The following is a 17946-nucleotide window of genomic DNA, read 5'->3' as shown; positions in this document are numbered from 1 at the left end:
GCCGACGTCAGGCAGCAACGCCCTTCAGGATCGCCTCGAAACAGGGGCGGGGGATGCGGAAGAAGCCGCGGCCGCCGGCGAAGGTCTGATAATGCGGACGCGCCATGTCGAGCAGGCGCTCATACCATTCATTGGCGGTCAGGCTGGCGGGCTTCTCGCCGATCGAGTTGATGTCCGAGTTCGGGAAGAAGCGAACGTGGATCAGCACCTCTTCGGTCGCGGCCAGGGCGATTTGGCTGCCGCTGTCTTCGACCGGCAACGCCCGAGCCAGATTGTCTCTCGCCATTCTTGCATCTCCTCTATCGTGCCGACCTCGTTGTCGGCGGATGATCATCAGCTTGGTCCCGGCAAGCCTCTTTCCTCCGAGCTGATCACATCCCGTACAACGCTATATCAGTAGAGATATAACGTAAGTCATCGGATCGCAGGTGTTTGGCGCGATCAGGATCGTTGTTCAGAGGGACGGCTGTCCTTGATCCAGGTCAAATGGCGGCGAGCCCGACCTCGATGTTTGTGCCTCATCTGTAGGCAGCGGGACGCAGGCTTCGCGTATGGCACGGAGCCTGCGTCCCGAACGGCATTCGATCAGGCGACGCAGCGCGCGGCGCCGACCTTGGTCAGGATTCCGTCCAGCGTGTCGATCATCGCCGCGATGTCATCGCGCGTCACATTGAGGGCCGGCATGAAGCGCAGCGCATCCGGACGCGGCGCGTTCAGCAGCAGGCCGAGCTCGAAGGCATGCGCGACGATCGCCGGCGCGATCGGCCTGATCACGTCGAGCGCAAGCAACAGACCACGGCCGCGCACTTCGCCCAGGCCGTGCCTTGCCGAGATGCGCTGCAACTCGCTCTCCAGATAGATCCCGTTGTCCGTGACAGCCTTCAGAAACTCCGGCTTCTCGATGACGTCGAGCACGGCGAGTCCCGCCGCACACATCAGCGGATTGCCGTTGAAGGTACCGCCCTGATCGCCATGCTCGAAGCAAGACGCCGCTTCGGTCGCCAGCAGGGCGGCGAGCGGAACGCCGCCGCCGATGCCCTTGCCCAAGGTCATGATGTCCGGGAGGACGTCGGCGTGCTCATAGCCGAACAGCTTTCCGGTGCGGCCCATGCCGGTCTGGATCTCGTCGACGATCAGCAGCAGCCCGTGCCTGGTGGTCAGCGCCCGCAACTGCTGCAGGAGACTGTCCGTCGCGGGCCACACGCCGGCCTCGCCCTGGATCGGCTCGAGCATGATCGCCACCGTCTTGTCGGAGATCAGGGCCTCGACCGAGGCGATGTCGTTCAGGCGTGCCTTTGGAAAGCCCGGGACCTTGGGCTCGAACAGCGGCTCGAACGCCTTCTTGCCAGAAGCCGACATCGTCGCCAGCGTGCGGCCGTGGAAGCCGCCCTCGAAGGTGATGATCTCATACGCGCCGTTCTTGCGCAGAGCGCCGTATTTGCGCGCGAGCTTGATGGCGCCTTCATTGGCTTCGGCGCCCGAATTGGTGAAGAACACCTGGTCGAAGCACGAGCGGTCGACGAGTGCCTTGGCGAACTGCAGGCTGGTGTCGTTGAAATACGCTGGGCTCGGCGTGATCAGGCGCGCCGCCTGGCTGGCGAGCGCGCTGGCCAGCTCCGGCGGCGCATGGCCGAGCGAGTTCACGGCCCAGCCCTGGATGAAGTCCAGATAGCGCTTGCCGTCGTCGTCCCATAGCCAGGAGCCCTTGCCCTGAACGAAGACGGTGCGCGGACGCGCCGTGATCTCCATCAGAGCGTCGTAGGGATGGGAGGCGGTCAGCATGTGCAATCTCCTGTGCTCAGGGGGGAAACGGTGGGCCAAAAAGCGAGAAGGCCGCTCCTTTGCGGGAGCGGCCTTCTCGAAAACCTGGAGCTGATGAGCTAGCTGATCAGCAACGTCTTCGGACATGGCGCGCCCCGGCATCGTCACGGCGGTGACGACGGCAAACGGCGGCGCGGCGGTTGGTCCGGTTGAAGATCATGCGGCGGCCATACAGGCAAATCGCAACCGGTGTCAAGATGCCGGCCTGCAGGGTGCAATACGGGCCGCCGCTCCGGGAAGCGGCGAGGGAAGCGCCGGCCGGCGCGAAGGCCGCACGATCCAATCTCGGGTCTCGCGCTTTAGTGACAACTTTACCAAACATTTAGCGGCTGCGTTTACTTTGCCGGCCAGCTTGAAAATGCAAGCTGCTCAGGATGAGCGATGTCGAACCCCCATCTCACGATCGCCGAAGAAGTGCAGGCGGCCATAGCCACCGGCTCAGCCGATCGCTGCTCCGGCGTGGCCGAGCGAGTCGCCTCCCTGTTCGTCGCCTCCGCCGGCAGCCTGGATATCGAGCAGCACGCGCTGTTTGCCGACGTCTTCGAGCGTCTCGTCAACACCATCGAGCTGCGCGCGCTGGCCGACGTCGGTGCCCGGATCGCACTCGCCGAACTCAGCGCCCAGCTTGCCCCGATCCCGCAGGCGCCGGCTGGCGTGATCCGGCGGCTGGCTCATCATGACGACATCGCCGTCGCGGGGCCGGTGCTTTCGGAATCGCCGCGGCTGAGCAGCGAGGATCTGATCGAGATCGCGCAGACGCGCAGCGAGAAGCACCTGGTGGCGATCGCCGGGCGCTGGTGGCTGCAGGAGATCGTCACCGATGCGCTGCTCGCGCGACGCTATCCGAGCGTGAGCCGGCAACTGATGAAGAATCCCGGTGCGCGGGTGTCTCCCGCCGGATTTGCCGCCATCGTGGCGCAAGCGGCTGGAGATGCGGAGCTCACGGTCGCGGCCGGCATCCGCGCCGATCTGCCGGCAGCCTTGCGCAGGACCCTGTTGCAGCGCGCGACGGAGGCGGTGAGGGTGCGCCTGCTCGCCTCGGCGCCGCCGCATCTCTACGAGGAAATCCGCAGCGCCATTTCGGCGGCCACGCTCGACGCCGAGCGCGAGATGTCACGAAACCGCGTCGGCGGCAGCGCCAAGGCGGCGATCGGCCAACTCAAACAGGGCGGAAAGCTCACCGAGGCCGAGTTGCTCGAATTTGCCCGCCAGCGGCGCTACGGCGAGACGATCGCGGCCATCGCGGAGCTCGCGAAATGCAGCATCGAGCTGGTGCGGCCGCTGATGCAGAGCCTGCGCAGCGACGGCATTCTCGTGCCGTGCAAGGCCGCTGGACTGAGCTGGGTCACGGTTGCCGCGATCCTCGATAGCCGGTTCGTTTCAGGTGCAACGCCTCCCGACGAGCTGACCAAGCTCAAGAACAAATATCTCGAACTGAAGCAGGACGAGGCGCTTCGCCTGCTGAAGCTCTGGTCGGTTCGCACCACGGGCTCCTCGCACTGAGGGCCGGTCCGCAGGTCCAGGACGCATCTACACGCCCGTCTGCGATTCCCCGGAGTTCCCGGCGGGTGGCCCGAGACCCGACAGAGCCGCGCTAAAACCCAGCGACCGTGCCGTGCAGGTCGTATTCGTCGGCCCGCTCGATCTTGACCGTGACGATCTCGCCGACACGCAGCGGCCGCCGGCTGGACAGATAAACGGCGCCATCGATGTCGGGCGCATCAGCCTTGGTGCGGCCCTTGGCGACGCTTGGCCCGACCTCGTCGATGATCACCTGCTGACGCGTTCCAACCTTGCGCTTGAGCCGGCGTGCCGAGATCTTCTGCTGGCGAGCCATCAGGGCGTCCCAGCGCTCCTGCTTGACCGCGTCCGGGACCTGGTCGGGTAGGGCGTTGGAGGTCGCGCCGGCCACAGGCTCGTATTTGAAGCATCCGAGCCGATCGATCTCGGCCTCATCCAGCCAGTCCAGCAGATAGGCGAAATCGGCGTCCGTCTCTCCGGGGAAGCCGACGATGAAGGTCGAGCGCAGCGCGAGGTCGGGGCAGGTGGTCCGCCACGCCTTGATCCGGTCCAGCGTCTTGTCCTGCGCCGCCGGGCGGCGCATCGCCTTCAGGACGTTCGGGCTGGCATGTTGGAACGGGATGTCGAGATAAGGCAATATTTTACCGTCAGCCATGAGGCCGATCACCTCGTCGACATGCGGGTAGGGGTAGACGTAATGCAGCCGGACCCAGGCGCCGAGCTCGCCGAGCTCGCGCGCCAGATCGAGGAAGCGAGCCCGGACGCTGCGGTCCTTCCAGGCGCTTTCGGCATATTTCAGGTCCAGCCCATAGGCCGAGGTGTCCTGCGAAATGACCAGGAGCTCCTTGACGCCGGCTGCGACCAGCCGCTCGGCCTCGCGCAGCACGTCGGCTGCGGGGCGCGACACCAGATCGCCACGCAGCTTCGGGATGATGCAGAAGGTGCAGCGGTTGTTGCAACCTTCGGAGATCTTCAGATAGGCGTAGTGCCGGGGCGTGAGCTTGATGCCCTGCGGAGGAACCAGATCGAGGTGAGGGTTGTGCGCAGGCGGCGATGCGCGGTGGACCGCGTCCAGCACACTCTCGTACTGCTGCGGGCCGGTGATCGACAGCACGCCGGGATAGGCCTGCTCGATCTGCTCCGGCTCGGCGCCCATGCAGCCGGTCACGATGACCTTGCCGTTCTCGGCCATGGCCGAGCCGATCGCCGACAGGGATTCCTGCTTGGCGCTGTCCAGGAACCCGCAGGTATTGACGATGACGACGTCGGCGCCGTCATGCTTCCGGGCAAGCTCGTAGCCCTCGGCGCGAAGGCGCGTGATGATGCGCTCGGAATCGACCAAAGCCTTGGGACATCCGAGCGAAACAAAGCTGATCTTGGGCGCCGAACCCTGCTGCATCTTGGAACTGCCTGATGAGATAGGCGTCAGCTAGTCCGAATTGCCCAGAAAGACAAGGCTTTGACGCGGCCACGTCCATGCTATGGGTGAGGGCCCGGACAACCTGGTGATCGATGAGCGCCGAGCAATCGCCTAAAATCGTGATCGTCGACGAAAGCCCGATCCGCGCGGCCATCCTCGAGGAAGGCTTGCGGGAAGCGGGCTTTACCGGCGTCGTGCATGTCAGCGAGATGCAGGGTCTCCTGGCGCGCATCTATGCCCTGGATCCGGACGTCATCGTCATCGACCTGGAGAACCCGAGCCGCGACGTGCTGGAGCAGATGTTCCAGGTCAGTCGCGCCGTCCGCCGGCCGATCGCGATGTTCGTGGACCAGAGCGACGCGGCTTCGATCCAGGCCTCGGTGGAGGCGGGCGTCTCCGCCTACATCGTCGACGGCCTGAAGAAGGAGCGGATCAAGCCGATCCTCGATCTCTGCATCTCCCGCTTCAATGCGTTCTCCAAGCTTCAGGACGAGCTCGAGCGCACCAAGTCCGCGCTCGAAGACCGCAAGGTGATCGATCGCGCCAAGGGCATTCTGATGAAGATGAAGGGCTTCACCGAAGAGGAAGCCTATGTGCTGTTGCGCTCCACGGCGATGCGCGAAAAGAAGAAGATCGGCGAGATCGCGCAATCGATCCTGACCGCCTCGGAGATGCTGAAATGACCGGCCCGCTTCGCATTGGCTTCATCCCGCTGGTCGATGCCGCCGCGCTGATCGTCGCCGTCGACAACGGATTCACCGCGGCTGAAGGTCTCGATGTCACGCTGGTCCGCGAAGTGTCATGGTCGAACGTGCGCGACAAGCTCAACATCGGCCTGTTCCACGCGGCGCATCTGCTGGCTCCCGTCGCCATTGCGTCCAGCCTGGGCATCGGCCATGTCAAGGTGCCGATCGTGGCTCCCTTCAATCTCGGAGTGAATGGCAACGCGATCACCGTGACGCCAGCGCTGCATGCGGCGATCATGGCCCACCTCGAGGGGGATCGTTTCGACCCGATGGCGACGGCGCTGGCGCTGGCGCGCGTCGTCGCTGAACGGCGCAAGGCCGGCGCCGAGCCGCTGACGTTCGGCATGACGTTTCCGTTCTCGACCCACAACTATCAGTTGCGGTTCTGGATGGCCGCAGGCGGTGTCGACCCCGATGAGGACGTCCGTCTCGTGGTGCTGCCGCCGCCCTACATGGTGGAGAGCATCGCCAACGGTCACGTCGACGCGTTCTGCGTCGGAGCACCGTGGAACTCGATCGCGGTCGATCTCGGCATCGGCCATATTCTCCACTTCGTGTCTGACGTGCTGGTGCGCGCGGCCGAAAAGGTGCTGGCGGTCAGGCAGAGCTGGGCTGACAAGAATCCCGACGCCCTCGCCGGCCTGGTCCGCGCCTGCGCCAAGGCCGCCGAATTCATCGAGCAGAACCACGCAGAAGCCGCGCGTATCCTAGCCCAGCCGGAGCGGATCGGCGTCGATGCGGAGGTGCTCCAGCGCACGCTGGACGGCCGCCTCAAAATCTCGCCGGACGGCACCTTCCGCGAAAGCTCGCGCTATCTGCTGGTGGGCCGGGAAGAGGCGGGACGGCCCGAGAAGATCCAGGCGGCCTGGCTCTATGCCCAGATGGTGCGGTGGGGCCAGACTCCCCTCAGCACTGAAGCCCTGGGCACCGCCATGGGCGTGTTCCGGCCGGACATCTACGACGCGGCGATGGGCACGGCCGCGGTCGGCACGGATGGCGCCATCGGCGCCTTCGCCGGTCCGCCTTTCGCGGCGGACGACGTGATCGGCCATCTCAAGGCCTTCAAGATCGGCCGCTGGACGGCCTGAGGTCTTCCACTCAGCACCCAATTTGGGCAACTCGCTCCGCCGATCAAATTTTGGGCGAAGTGCCCGCATTTGAGGGCTTGAGCCTGCCAGTGCGGGTTCGCCGATTTGAGCAGCCCTCTGAATTCTCTTACATTTCCTGCTTGTCCCGGCTGGCACGCAATTTGAATATTGCAGTGCGGTCAGCCGCCACAGATGCCGCTGACTGCAGTCCATTACCGGATTTCCGCAGCAACGAAGCTGGTCGGATCGCTCATTTGAACCGCCCCCCATCGGCCGTTCGACGACGCGATCCTCGTCCCATCCGCAAACGCCATTCGTCCTGGCCGCTGGAGCTTCGTCCGCCATCATGAAAATCGAACCCTTGTCAGTCGACTTCAACGACGAGCAGAAGCGCTACCTTGAGGGGTTGGCCGCCGGCCTCAAGGTCACGCTGGCCGGCCGCGGGCAGGCTGCTGCCGCGACGACGATTGCCGAGCCGACCGGGCCCGACGCCATTCACATCAAGGCGCAGGACAAGGTCATCGCATCCGGGCGCAAGCTCGCCGACCAGGAGAAGGTCAAGCGCGAGCTGCACCCGTTCGATGCCTATGAGCGGCTGAAGGAGCAGGCCCGCAGCAATGCTGCGCCGTCCGCGGCGGACAATTTCCGCTGGCGCTATTACGGCCTGTTTCATGTCGCGCCGGCGCAGGACTCCTACATGTGCCGCCTGCGCATTCCCAACGGCGTAATGAAGCATTGGCAGCTCGCGGGGCTTGCCGACCTCGCCGACCGGCTCTGCGGTCCCTATAGCCACGTCACGACGCGCGCCAATCTGCAGCTACGCGAGATCCCGCCCAAGCATGCCGTGATGCTGCTGGAAGGTCTGTCGGATCTCGGCCTGACGGCGCGCGGCTCCGGCGCCGACAACATCCGCAACGTGACGGGAACGCCGACCGCCGGCATCGATCCGCAGGAGCTGCTGGACACGCGTCCTTTCGCGCGCGAATGGCACTTCCACATCCTCAACGACCGCTCGCTCTACGGCCTGCCGCGCAAGTTCAATGTCGCCTTCGACGGCGCCGGTCGGATCGCGGCGTTGGAGGACACCAACGACATCGCGTTCTCGGCGGTCGAGGTGAAGGACGGATTCGGCGTTGCGCCGGGCGTGTGGTTCAAGCTCGGCCTCGGCGGCATCACCGGACACAAGGATTTCGCCAAGCCGACAGGAATCATCGTCGAGCCGGAGCGGGCGACCGAGGTGGCCGACGCCATCGTGCGGCTGTTCATCGAGACCGGCGACCGCACCAATCGCCTCAAGGCGCGGCTCAAATACGTGCTCGACAGCATGGGCCACGACAAGTTCATGGAAGCCGTTGAAACAAGGCTCGGCCGCAAGCTGGCGCGCGTCCCCGACGAGGCGCTCGAGCCGCGGCCCGACTCCGACCGCATGGCCCATGTCGGCGTGCACCAGCAGAAGCAGCAAGGGTTGAACTGGATCGGCGTCGTGCTGCCGCTGGGCAAGCTGACCACGGATCAGATGCGCGCGCTCGCCAAGATCGCTGCGGATCTCGGCGACGGCGAGATCCGGCTCACGGTGTGGCAGAACCTGCTGTTATCGGGCGTCCGCGACGACAAGGTCGCGCTGGCCTGCGCCGCGGTCGAGCAGATCGGACTTTCGGTCAAGGCCTCGCACATCCGCGCCGGACTGATCGCCTGCACCGGCAACGCCGGCTGCAAGTTCGCAGCATCCAACACCAAGAAACATGCGGCCGAGATCGGCGACTGGTGCGAGACGAGGGTGGATGTCGACACGCCTCTCAACATCCATCTGACCGGCTGTCATCACTCCTGCGCCCAGCACTACATCAGCGACATCGGCATGATCGGCGCGAAGGTGCCGGTCGGCGATGGCGACGACACCGTCGAGGGCTATCATTTGTTCGCCGGCGGCGGCTTCGGCCCGCAGGCCGATATCGGCCGCGAGGTCTATCGCGATCTCAAGGCCGAGGATGCGCCCCGCACCGTCGAGAAGCTGCTCAAGGCCTATCTCGCGCACCGCACCTCACCCGACGAGACCTTCCTGTCGTTCGCACGTCGTCACGACGGCGAAACGCTGCGCAATCTCGCCGAAGCCCAGATTTCGTCGTAGGTCTCAGCATGAACCAGATCACGCCCATGTCCAAGATCGAGATCATTCCTCCGACGGCGCCATTTTCCGAGGCGCAGCGCTCGTGGCTCAACGGCTTCCTGGCCGGAGCGCTCGGTCTCGACGGCGCGACGGCATTGTCGCCGGCGCAGAACGGCGCCGTGCTCGCGCCCGCGGGCGACGGTGATGACGGCGAGGCGCCATGGCACGATCAGACCATGCCGATCGGCGAGCGCATGAAGCTCGCCGAGGGCCGTCCGCTGCGCCGGCGCATGATGGCGGCCATGGCACAGCAGGACTGCGGCCAATGCGGCTACAATTGCAGCGACTATTCGGATGCGATTGCCGATCGCAGCGAGGCGCGGCTCAACCTGTGCGTCCCCGGCGGCAAGGAAACCGCGCGGATGCTCAAGGCGCTCTACGAGGAGATCGACAAGGCTCCGGCCGCGGCCAAGCCCGCTGCGGCTGCGCCGGCCACCGTCTCCGTCGTCGTCAGCGAGCCCGGTCGCTCGCGCGACAATCCGGTCGAGGCGACGTTCCTGTCGCGGCGTCTGCTCAACAAGCCGGGCTCGGAGAAGGAGACCTGGCACATCGAGTTCGATCTCGGAGAGAGCGGGCTCGACTACGTCGTCGGCGATTCCTTCGGCATCTTCGCCAAGAATGATCTCGGCCTGGTCGATCAGATCATCGCGCTGCTCGGCGCCTCGCACATGACCGAGGTGAACGGCAAGCCGCTGCGGCAGTGCCTGCTCGAGGACGTCTCGCTGGCGCCGGCGCCGGATTCGCTGTTCGAGCTGATCTCCTTCATCACCGGCGGCGCGACCCGCGAGAAGGCGCGGCAGCTGGCGCAGGGCGAGGATCCCGATGGCGACGCGGCGACGCTCGATGTGATGGCGGTGCTGCAGAAGTTCTCCGGCGTCCGGCCGCATCCCGAGGCCTTCGTCGAGGCGCTGGAGCCGCTGCAGCCGCGGCTCTACTCGATCTCGTCGTCGCACAATGCCACGCCCGGCAAGCTGTCGCTGACGGTCGACTGCGTCCGCTACGTCGTTGGCAAGCGCAAGCGGCTGGGACTTGCCTCGACCTTCCTGGCCGAGCGGATCAATCCCGGCGACAAGCTGCGCGTCTATGTGCAGAAGGCGCATGGCTTTGCGTTGCCGGCCGATCCGAAGACGCCGATCATCATGGTCGGCCCCGGCACCGGCGTTGCGCCGTTCCGCGCCTTCCTGCACGACCGCAGGGCGACCGGAGCGCCGGGCAAAAACTGGCTGTTCTTCGGCCATCAGCGCAGCGACTGCGACTTCTTCTACGCCGACGAGCTCAACGCCATGAAGACCGCCGGCCTCTTGACGCGGCTGTCGCTGGCGTGGTCGCGCGACGGCGACAAGAAATTCTACGTCCAGGACCGCATGCGCGAGGTCGGCCGCGAGGTGTGGACCTGGCTCGCCGACGGCGCCCATCTCTACATCTGCGGCGACGCCAAGCGCATGGCCAAGGACGTCGAGCGCGCCCTGGTCGACATCGTCGCCCAGTTCGGCGCGCGTTCGACGGACGAGGCGGTGAGTTTCGTCGCGGACCTCAAGAAGAAGGGCCGGTTCCAGCTCGACGTCTACTGAGCTGGAACCCGGCGGAGAATATTCTCGGTCGCAACATCGGCCGAGAATTTTTTGGTTCCAAGCGGACCCGAAACAGGGGGCTTGTCGTTATTTCGCCGGTTGCCTTGCACCCGGCCGCGGGAACGCTTTTCTCATGGCCGGAACTTCAGGAGACCGGCCATGCGCACGATATCCACGCCCCTGCGACAGATGCCCCAGGCCCGCGCCATTCGCGAACGCGGCGCAACCGTCGCGCTGGTTGCCTTCTACAGCGCGATGGCGCTGATTGCCGCGATCACCCTGGGCACGTCTTTCACGCATCCATTCTGATTCTCATCACCTCTTGAACGGCGCGACCGTGATGGCGGCCGCGTCGAGCGCCTTGCGGACCTCCCGCGCAATCTCGACCGCGCCGGCGGTGTCGCCATGGATGCAGACGGTGTCGGTCCGCATCTTCATCACCTTGCCAGTCACCGAAATCACCGCGCCGTCCTGAACCATGCGCACCACACGATCGGCGATGACCTTGGGATCGTGCAGCACGGCGCCGGGCTTGCTGCGCGACACCAGGAGTCCATCGTCGCCATAGGCGCGATCGGCAAACACCTCGTGAGCCATCCTCAGATTGGCCTTCTCGCCAGCGGTCACCAGCTTGGAGTTGGCGAGCACGACGAAGATCAGGCTCGGATCGACGGCCTTGATCGCCTTGGCGATGGCGTTCGCCGTCATGTCGTCCTCGCAGGCGACATTGGACAACGCGCCGTGTGCCTTCACATGCGTGACCTTGTGACCGGCCGCAGTGGCGATCGCCTGCAGGGCGCCGATCTGATAGGCGACGAGGTTCTCGATCTCCGATGATTTCAGCCCCGGCATCGGACGCCGACCGAAACCATGCAGATCGCGATAGCCGGGATGCGCGCCGACGCTGACGCCTTTGGCCTTCGCCATCTCGACCGTCCGCCGCATGATGTCGGCGTCACCGGCATGAAAGCCGCAGGCGACGTTGACCGATGTCGCCAGCTCGATCATGGCGGCGTCATTGCCCATTTCCCACGGGCCAAAACTCTCTCCGAGGTCGCAGTTCAGATCGACGGTGCTGGTCATGTCAGGGTCCGCTCGTTGATGGGTCCGAAGCAACGTGAGATGTGATCAAACTAATCGGGAGTGACTCCGGGCCAGGTGGTGGCGTCGGTTGCGCTGACGGCATGACCGGCCACATTGGCCGTGAACAGCGCATCGACGTTGAAGTCGCTGCTCGCAAGCTCGGTGACGCGGCCGGGCAAGCTGCGCAGCAGATCCTTGTAACGACGCAGTTCGGCCTGCGCCTCGGCCATGCTCACGGCCTTGAAGCGGAACGGCGTGCCGGCCGGCGTCTGCGCCAGGCGTCCGAAATCGGCCGTGATGACGGTCGCGATCTTCGGATAGCCGCCGCTGGTGCCGCGGTCCGACATCAGCACGATCGGCGAACCGTTGCCGGGCACCTGGATGCTGCCGTCCACGGTGCCGTCCGAGACGATGTTGTGACCGTGCAGGTGGCGCATCTGCGGCCCCTCGAGGCGATAGCCCATGCGGTCGCTGGTCGCCGAGACCATCCAGTCGCTGCCGAGGAATAGCGCTTTCATCTCGTCGCTGAACTCGTCGTCCTGCGGTCCCATGACGACGCGAATCGCGCCGCCGGCTTTCGGCAGATCGATCCGCAGTTCCGGCGCATCGCCGGCGGGGGCGACTTCGAACACGTCGCCGGCCTGAAGCGGGCGGGGGTAGGGGCTGCCGAGCCCGGCGCGCGCATTCACCGAGAGACTGTTGAACATCGGTTCGCCGGCGATGCCACCGGCGATGGCGAGATAGGTGAACGAGCCGCCGCGCGCAAAGCCGAGCGTGAGCTGCTCTCCGTCGTTCAGCGTCACCGACGTGTTGATCTCGACCTGCCGCTTGGCGACATCCGCCAGCCGTTGCGCGCCGGCGAGCGCCACGCGCACCGCGCCGCCCTTCGCCGCGAACGTCGCGCCGAATGGGCCGATCTCGATCGCAGCCGCCATCAGCGCATTGCCGACGAGGCTGTTGGCTGCCGCCAGCGCCAGCTTGTCCATCGCGCCGGACGGCGTCAGCCCGTAGCGCTGCGCGCCGAAACGCCCGCCATCCTGGACCGAGCTTGCCGGGCCGATCTGTGAGACGACGAGCGTGCTCATGTGGCGATCCGCTCGGCGATGAGCTCGCCGCCCTCGGCGGCGCGCTCCTGCTCGGCGAAGGTCTTGACGTCAACGGCATAGAAGCTGACCTCGTCGCCGGGCTCGAGCAGAAAGGTCGGCTCGCGATGCAGTTGAAATGTCCGCATCGCGGTGCGGCCAAGCAGGTGCCAGCCGCACGGGCCGGCAAGGCATTGGATGCCGGTCTGGATGCCGCCGATGGCGATGATGCCGGCCGGTGTCCAGAGCCGCGGATTCTGGCGGCGCGACATCTGCAGCGTGGGATCGAGACCGGACAAATAGGACCAGCCCGGCGTGAAGCCGATCATTGCGACGCGATAAGTGCTGGCGATATGGCGTGCGACGACTTCGTCCGGCGTGAGGCTCAACGCCTTGGCGACATCCTCGAGGTCGATGCCATTCTCTCCGCCATAGCAGACTGGAACCCGCCAGCGCCTGACCTCACTTTCCGGCGCGAGCGACCCGGCCGACAGCGCCAACAGCTTTGCTCCAAGGGTGTCGTGGTCGATCACACCTGCATCATAGTGCACGAGCAGCGAGCGATAGGTCGGCACCGTCTCCGTGATGCCCTCGATCCCGGCCGCTGCCACCGCATGGTCGAGCGCCAGGACGCGGCGGTTGGCGGTCTCGTCGATCGTCCGGCTGAACTCGACGGTGACGGCGCTGTCGCCGCTGGGCAGCAGGCGAGGAGGTGGAAAAGGATCGGCCATGAGTCCGAAGTGATCCGCGTTGGTGTTCCTCATCTAGCTGTTTTCATGCGCCAGTGGAATTGGGTCCAAGGCAAAAAGTCTCGAAAATTCAATAAATTAATCGGATGTCTTGCGATAAGGAGGCCTTATCGGGTGCACGCAAGCCCCGCATGCGCCGGACGCACCGCGCATGCCCTTGACGCCGCCTTCGTCGCTCGCAAGATGCGCCTGCTTTTTCAGCCAGCCCGTTTGGAGCGCCAGTCTCAAGATGTCCCTCACTCCCGAAGCCATCGCCACCCTGTCTCAAGTCACCACCGCGACCATCACCACGGTCCTGCTGAAGAAGGGGTTGCGCAATGTCTGGCTGCGCGGCGCCAAGCCGCTGCGCCCGGGACAGAAGCGGCTGGTCGGTCCCGCCTTCACGCTGCGCTTCGTGCCGGCGCGCGAGGATCTGGCGACCCCGGAATCCTGGTCGTCGCCGATCTCGACCCGCACCGCGATCGAGGCCATGCCCGAAGGCTGCATCGCCGTGGTCGATGCGATGGGCGTCAAGGACGCCGGCATCTTCGGCGACATTCTGTGCGCCCGCATGGTCAAGCGCGGCGTCACCGCGCTGATCACCGACGGAGTCGTGCGCGACCTCGAAGGCGTGCTCGGCACCGGCCTTCCCGTATGGTGTGATGGCTACGCCGCGCCGCCGTCGGTCGCAGGGCTCACCTTCGTCGGCTGGGGCGAGGCGATCGGCTGCGGCGGTGTTGCCGTGTTTCCGAACGACGTCATCGTCGCCGACCAGGATGGCGCCGTGCTGATCCCGCAGGCGATGCTCGATCACGTGCTCGCGGAAGGCCCCGAGCAGGAGCGCATGGAAGCCTGGATCGTCGATGAGGTGAACAAGGGCGCGGTGCTGCCGGGTCTCTATCCGATGAACGCCGAGACCAAGGCGCGCTACGCCGCGTCGAAGAAGTAGTTCACGGCACCGATTGATCAACGACACAGCTTCAGGAAAGGCAGAACAATGGTCGACGTTTATCTCGCGGGCTCGCGCCCCACGCGCCGTGCAGCCGCGGAAAGCTTTACGGGCACGGTCTGGCAGGACCCGATCATCACGCCGCAGGCTCCAGCCCGCGTCGCCTCGGCGCGCGTCGCGTTCGAGCCGGGCGCGCGCACGGCCTGGCACACCCATCCGCTCGGACAGACGCTCTATGTCATCCAGGGCGTCGGCCGGGTGCAGGCCAAGGGCGGGCCGGTGCGCGAAATCAAGGCCGGCGACGTCGTCTGGATCCCGCCGGGCGAGAAGCATTGGCATGGCGCCGCGCCGACCACCGGCATGGTCCACGTCGCGATGCATGAATCGCTCAATGGCGAGCACGTGACCTGGATGGAGCACGTCACCGACGAGGAATACGCCACCCCGGTCGGCTGATACATCACTGAGAACGGTGCGAGCGCGCGGTCGCAGGGCCGCGCGCTTTGCGTTTGGAGGCGCGTCGCGCGCCGGGCTCAGTTCACCCGCGTCCAGGTCTGGCCGCCGCAGAACATGCCGCCGAAGGCGCAGCCCTGCACGCGCAGACTGTCCGACCCCTTCAGCGCGATCGTCGAATCGTAGGTGCTGCCGCTGTTCGGATCGAAGATGCGGCCGGTCCACTTCTTCTCCTGGGCCTTGTCGCTCGGCCGCATGTTGATCAGGATCTGCTCGCCGTTCTGCTTGGTCTTCGCATCCACGGCGTAGCCGCAGAGATTGGTGCCGCAGGGCTCGATGCGAATCTGGCCCTCCTTCTCCTCGGTCAACCAGATGCCGACCGGCGAGCTGGGATCGCGACCGGCGGTCTGCGCCGCGGCGGGCGGCGCAGCTGCCGTGGTCACGGCAGGCGTCTGGGCTGGCCGCGGTGGCGGCGGCGCGGCGGCGGGAGCCGGCGCGGCAGCAGGAGCCGCAGCGGCCGTTGCAGCGGCTGGCGGCGCAACCGGTGCCGTGGCGTTGGCGGCTGGGGCCGCCGGAGGTGGCGGCAGCGGCGCCGGTGGCGCGGCCGCCTGGACGGGAGGAGGCGCCGCCGGCGGGCTCGCTGGTGCGGCTGCCGTCGGAGCGGGCGCCGCAGGGACGGGAGCAGGGGGCGCGGTCGTAGCCGGAGCCTGCGCGGGCGGGGCCGGCGTGACCGCCGCCTCGGTGGGCGCCGGAGGCGGCTTGGTCGCATTGTCCTGGTCGCGCTTGGTGCGCTTGGTCTTCTTCTGCTCGGTATTGTCGTAGACGCCGGGGATCTGCACGGTGCCGCGGTCGGGATCGATGCGGATCGTCTTGCCGCCATACTCGATGACGTATTGCGCCTCGGCGGCACTGCTGGCCAGAACCAAAGCCGCGACGGCCAACAGCCTCTTCATCCGTGTCTCCGCGATGTCGGTTGCTGATGTGAGCGAGCTCACGCGCTGGTAAGTCGCCGATGCGGCGCCACCGGTTCAATGCCCGGCCTGCTCAGAAATCGAGCGGCGCATTGTCGACCACCTCCTTCATCACGAAAAACGTGCGCGTCTGCCGCACGCCCGGCAGCGAGATCAGCTGGTCGCCATGCATCCGGTTGAAGTCGTGCATGTCGCGAACGCGGATCTTCAGGAAGAAGTCGAAATCGCCGGCGACGAGATGGCAATCGAGCACGAATTTCAGTTTGCGGATCGCCGCCTCGAAGGTGCGAAAGCTCTCCGGCGTCGAGCGATCGAGCACGACGCCGACCAGCACCAGCGCGCTGCGCTCGACCTTCTCCGGCGCGATCTGGGCGCGCACGCCCTTGATGTAGCCCTCCTCGAACAGGCGCTGGGTGCGGCGATGGCAGGTGGCTGGACTGACATGAACGGTGGCGGCAAGCTCGGCATTGCTCATCCGGCCGTCCTTCTGCAGCAGTTGCAGGATGCGCCGATCGACCCGGTCGAGATCAGCGGTGGAAGATTCTCTCATTTTTTCCGTCATGTGCGGACATATCTCTTGCCGGTATCAATTCTTGCGGACGTGAGCACAAAAACGCAGGCCAATAAAGAGAGCACCTTTCTCCGCCTTTTTCGTATGTTTCGGCCGGCCCTTTCATCCACCCACGGAGAGACCCGTGCTTCGGCTCGACAAGTTCAAGAAGTATCCGCTCACCTTCGGTGCCACCCCGATCGAGCATCTGCCGCGGCTGACCGCGGCGCTCGGCGGCAAGGTGCAGATCTATGCCAAGCGCGACGACTGCAATTCCGGTCTCGCGATGGGCGGCAACAAGCTGCGCAAGCTCGAATACATCGTGCCCGATGCGATCGAATCGAATGCCGACACCCTGGTCTCGATCGGCGGCGTGCAGTCGAACCATACCCGCATGGTGGCGGCGACCGCGGCCAAGATCGGCATGAAGTGCGTCGTCGTGCAGGAGAGCTGGGTGCCGCACGAGGACGCCGTCTATGACCGGGTCGGCAACATCCTGATGACGCGCCTGATGGGCGCCGACAGCCGCATCGTCGAGGACGGTTTCGACATCGGCATCCGCAAGAGCTGGGAAGATGCGATCCAGTCGGTCAAGGATGCCGGCGGCAAGCCCTACGGCATTCCGGCCGGCGCCTCCGTGCACAAGTTCGGCGGTCTCGGCTATGTCGGCTTCGCCGAGGAGGTGAGGGCGCAGGAAGCCGAGATGGGCATCAAGTTCGACTACATCATCGTCTGCGTCGTCACCGGCTCGACCCAGGCCGGCATGATCGTCGGCTTCGCTGCCGACGGCCGCGCCGACCGCGTCATCGGCATTGACGCCTCCGGCACGCCGCAGCAGACCCGCAGCCAGGTGCGGCAGATCGTCGACAACACCGCTGAGCTCGTCGAGCTCGGCCGCAAGGTCCGCGACGACGAGATCGTGATCCTCAACGACTACGCCTATCCGGCCTATGGCGTGCCGAGCGCCGAGACCAACGAGGCCATTCGCCTGGCCGCCCGCACCGAGGCGATGATCACCGACCCGGTCTATGAGGGCAAGTCGATGCAGGGCATGATCGACCTGGTCAAGAAGGGCTACTTCCCGGAAGGGTCGAAGGTGCTCTATGCGCATCTCGGCGGCGCCCCGGCGATCAACGGCTACAGCTACACGTATCGCAACGGGTGAGGGCGGCTCGCGCCGCACGTGCTCCTCGCAATGAGCCGGGGTGCCGCAACACATACACCGTCGTCCCGGCCTCCGAGCCGGGACCCATAACCACCGGCGGCGCTGTTCTGCTCCGCTGCATCTGACGCGCCTGCCACAAACCTTGGCCTGTGAATCTGGGTCCCGGCTCGAGGCCGGGACGACACGGAGTGTGACGCGCGAGCAATCCACACATGCCGTTGTCATTCCGGGGCGCGCGTCGCGCGAGCCCGGAATCCATAACCACAGGTGCACGGCATTGGCCACGCTGGCTGCTCCATCTCGCTCCAACAACCTCGTCACAGAGTATGGATTCCGGGCTCGCGCTCCGCGCGCCCCGGAATGACGGCGAGTCTGTCGAGAGAGCGCTCCAAACATGATCCCGCGTTCTCGCGACGCATCTACGTCCGAGTGATCCTTCATTCGAACCCTCCCTAAAACAAGAGGGCGCAGGGAATGCCGGGTGAGGGCCTCACCCATGGCCCGCCTGCGTAAAAAATGCAGGCGGCAGGTACCACAGGTGCTGCCGATCAACCGGCGGGCTCAATCGGTGGTCGCAACACCAAGTGTTTTCATTCGTGACAGCAGCTCGTCAAGCGCTTCTGCTGGAGTT

Annotated in this window: 17 protein-coding genes; 9 read left to right on the top strand and 8 right to left on the bottom strand. The window is 65.7% G+C overall.

Features of this window, described 5'->3' with window-relative positions:
- Positions 1-7: 7 nt before the first annotated feature.
- The gene (locus tag QX048_RS25095; protein WP_315711990.1) at positions 8-286 is read right to left on the bottom strand and encodes a hypothetical protein; all 279 of its coding nucleotides are present in this window, start codon (positions 284-286) and stop codon (positions 8-10) included.
- A gap of 299 nt (positions 287-585) precedes the next feature.
- Positions 586-1782: an acetylornithine transaminase gene (locus QX048_RS25090; protein ID WP_316167941.1), complete on the bottom strand. Its 1197-nt coding sequence runs from the start codon at positions 1780-1782 to the stop codon at positions 586-588.
- 420 nt (positions 1783-2202) lie between these two features.
- On the opposite strand from QX048_RS25090, the gene QX048_RS25085 reads away from it, so the two are divergent.
- Positions 2203-3324, top strand: a complete 1122-nt coding sequence (locus tag QX048_RS25085; RefSeq protein WP_316200773.1) for a DUF2336 domain-containing protein — start codon at positions 2203-2205, stop codon at positions 3322-3324.
- A gap of 91 nt (positions 3325-3415) precedes the next feature.
- On the opposite strand, the gene rimO is transcribed toward QX048_RS25085, so the two are convergent.
- The gene (gene rimO / locus QX048_RS25080) at positions 3416-4741 is read right to left on the bottom strand and encodes a 30S ribosomal protein S12 methylthiotransferase RimO (RefSeq protein WP_315828492.1); all 1326 of its coding nucleotides are present in this window, start codon (positions 4739-4741) and stop codon (positions 3416-3418) included.
- A gap of 113 nt (positions 4742-4854) precedes the next feature.
- Between rimO and QX048_RS25075 the strand changes: the two genes are divergently transcribed.
- The 5 genes from QX048_RS25075 to QX048_RS25055 all read left to right on the top strand — a co-directional run bounded on the left by QX048_RS25075 (position 4855) and on the right by QX048_RS25055 (position 10643).
- Positions 4855-5445 carry an ANTAR domain-containing response regulator gene (locus QX048_RS25075; RefSeq protein WP_008965342.1) on the top strand — a complete coding sequence of 197 codons (591 nt, stop codon included), beginning with the start codon at positions 4855-4857 and terminating at the stop codon, positions 5443-5445.
- Positions 5442-6596: a CmpA/NrtA family ABC transporter substrate-binding protein gene (locus QX048_RS25070; protein WP_315751585.1), complete on the top strand. Its 1155-nt coding sequence runs from the start codon at positions 5442-5444 to the stop codon at positions 6594-6596. The genes QX048_RS25075 and QX048_RS25070 overlap by 4 nt, the downstream gene beginning before the upstream one ends.
- Positions 6597-6942: 346 nt before the next feature.
- Positions 6943-8724: a NirA family protein gene (locus QX048_RS25065; protein WP_316170517.1), complete on the top strand. Its 1782-nt coding sequence runs from the start codon at positions 6943-6945 to the stop codon at positions 8722-8724.
- Positions 8725-8732: 8 nt separating this feature from the next.
- On the top strand, positions 8733-10334 hold the full coding sequence (locus QX048_RS25060) for a sulfite reductase subunit alpha (RefSeq protein ID WP_316167947.1): 1602 nt from the start codon (positions 8733-8735) through the stop codon (positions 10332-10334).
- A gap of 159 nt (positions 10335-10493) precedes the next feature.
- Complete coding sequence (locus QX048_RS25055; RefSeq protein ID WP_315711980.1) at positions 10494-10643, top strand: hypothetical protein; 150 nt, start codon at positions 10494-10496, stop codon at positions 10641-10643.
- Positions 10644-10649: 6 nt separating this feature from the next.
- Here the strand turns inward: QX048_RS25055 and QX048_RS25050 are convergent, their stop codons facing one another.
- From QX048_RS25050 to pxpB, 3 genes are read right to left on the bottom strand one after another with little or no spacing between them, the layout of a single operon-like run.
- Complete coding sequence (locus tag QX048_RS25050) at positions 10650-11417, bottom strand: 5-oxoprolinase subunit PxpA (protein ID WP_315711978.1); 768 nt, start codon at positions 11415-11417, stop codon at positions 10650-10652.
- A gap of 50 nt (positions 11418-11467) precedes the next feature.
- Positions 11468-12502: a biotin-dependent carboxyltransferase family protein gene (locus QX048_RS25045; protein ID WP_315751582.1), complete on the bottom strand. Its 1035-nt coding sequence runs from the start codon at positions 12500-12502 to the stop codon at positions 11468-11470.
- Positions 12499-13230 (bottom strand): 5-oxoprolinase subunit PxpB, encoded by a 732-nt coding sequence (pxpB, locus tag QX048_RS25040; protein ID WP_316188443.1) that lies wholly within the window; start codon positions 13228-13230, stop codon positions 12499-12501. Before pxpB ends, QX048_RS25045 begins: the two co-directional genes overlap by 4 nt.
- A gap of 247 nt (positions 13231-13477) precedes the next feature.
- Between pxpB and QX048_RS25035 the strand changes: the two genes are divergently transcribed.
- Positions 13478-14176, top strand: coding sequence for a ribonuclease activity regulator RraA (locus tag QX048_RS25035; RefSeq protein WP_257164758.1), 699 nt, complete (start codon positions 13478-13480; stop codon positions 14174-14176).
- 48 nt (positions 14177-14224) lie between these two features.
- Positions 14225-14632, top strand: coding sequence for a cupin domain-containing protein (locus QX048_RS25030; protein ID WP_008965351.1), 408 nt, complete (start codon positions 14225-14227; stop codon positions 14630-14632).
- Between the two features lie 77 nt (positions 14633-14709).
- On the opposite strand, the gene QX048_RS25025 is transcribed toward QX048_RS25030, so the two are convergent.
- Together QX048_RS25025 and QX048_RS25020 are read right to left on the bottom strand one after the other, a co-directional pair.
- Positions 14710-15582: a DUF2147 domain-containing protein gene (locus tag QX048_RS25025; RefSeq protein ID WP_316200774.1), complete on the bottom strand. Its 873-nt coding sequence runs from the start codon at positions 15580-15582 to the stop codon at positions 14710-14712.
- A gap of 91 nt (positions 15583-15673) precedes the next feature.
- Positions 15674-16150: an Lrp/AsnC family transcriptional regulator gene (locus tag QX048_RS25020; RefSeq protein WP_315711971.1), complete on the bottom strand. Its 477-nt coding sequence runs from the start codon at positions 16148-16150 to the stop codon at positions 15674-15676.
- 145 nt (positions 16151-16295) lie between these two features.
- Between QX048_RS25020 and QX048_RS25015 the strand changes: the two genes are divergently transcribed.
- Positions 16296-17315, top strand: a complete 1020-nt coding sequence (locus tag QX048_RS25015) for a 1-aminocyclopropane-1-carboxylate deaminase (protein ID WP_315711969.1) — start codon at positions 16296-16298, stop codon at positions 17313-17315.
- Positions 17316-17946: the final 631 nt, after the last annotated feature.

The organism is Bradyrhizobium sp. SZCCHNS30572 (assembly GCF_032484415.1).
Classification (GTDB): Bacteria; Pseudomonadota; Alphaproteobacteria; order Rhizobiales; family Xanthobacteraceae; genus Bradyrhizobium.
The sequence above is the reverse complement of the archived record's forward strand: the minus strand, read 5'-3'. Positions and strand labels throughout refer to the sequence as shown.

Excerpts from the sequence above, each read along its gene's own strand:
- rimO (WP_315828492.1), bottom strand. The coding sequence starts at position 4,741 with ATGCAGCAGGGTTCGGCGCCCAAGATCAGCTTTGTTTCGCTCGGATGT.
- QX048_RS25030 (WP_008965351.1), top strand. The coding sequence starts at position 14,225 with ATGGTCGACGTTTATCTCGCGGGCTCGCGCCCCACGCGCCGTGCAGCC.
- QX048_RS25020 (WP_315711971.1), bottom strand. The coding sequence starts at position 16,150 with ATGAGAGAATCTTCCACCGCTGATCTCGACCGGGTCGATCGGCGCATC.
- QX048_RS25055 (WP_315711980.1), top strand. The coding sequence starts at position 10,494 with ATGCGCACGATATCCACGCCCCTGCGACAGATGCCCCAGGCCCGCGCC.
- QX048_RS25035 (WP_257164758.1), top strand. The coding sequence starts at position 13,478 with ATGTCCCTCACTCCCGAAGCCATCGCCACCCTGTCTCAAGTCACCACC.
- QX048_RS25025 (WP_316200774.1), bottom strand. The coding sequence starts at position 15,582 with ATGAAGAGGCTGTTGGCCGTCGCGGCTTTGGTTCTGGCCAGCAGTGCC.
- QX048_RS25045 (WP_315751582.1), bottom strand. The coding sequence starts at position 12,502 with ATGAGCACGCTCGTCGTCTCACAGATCGGCCCGGCAAGCTCGGTCCAG.
- QX048_RS25075 (WP_008965342.1), top strand. The coding sequence starts at position 4,855 with ATGAGCGCCGAGCAATCGCCTAAAATCGTGATCGTCGACGAAAGCCCG.
- QX048_RS25070 (WP_315751585.1), top strand. The coding sequence starts at position 5,442 with ATGACCGGCCCGCTTCGCATTGGCTTCATCCCGCTGGTCGATGCCGCC.
- QX048_RS25090 (WP_316167941.1), bottom strand. The coding sequence starts at position 1,782 with ATGCTGACCGCCTCCCATCCCTACGACGCTCTGATGGAGATCACGGCG.
- QX048_RS25085 (WP_316200773.1), top strand. The coding sequence starts at position 2,203 with ATGTCGAACCCCCATCTCACGATCGCCGAAGAAGTGCAGGCGGCCATA.
- QX048_RS25095 (WP_315711990.1), bottom strand. The coding sequence starts at position 286 with ATGGCGAGAGACAATCTGGCTCGGGCGTTGCCGGTCGAAGACAGCGGC.
- pxpB (WP_316188443.1), bottom strand. The coding sequence starts at position 13,230 with ATGGCCGATCCTTTTCCACCTCCTCGCCTGCTGCCCAGCGGCGACAGC.
- QX048_RS25065 (WP_316170517.1), top strand. The coding sequence starts at position 6,943 with ATGAAAATCGAACCCTTGTCAGTCGACTTCAACGACGAGCAGAAGCGC.
- QX048_RS25050 (WP_315711978.1), bottom strand. The coding sequence starts at position 11,417 with ATGACCAGCACCGTCGATCTGAACTGCGACCTCGGAGAGAGTTTTGGC.
- QX048_RS25060 (WP_316167947.1), top strand. The coding sequence starts at position 8,733 with ATGAACCAGATCACGCCCATGTCCAAGATCGAGATCATTCCTCCGACG.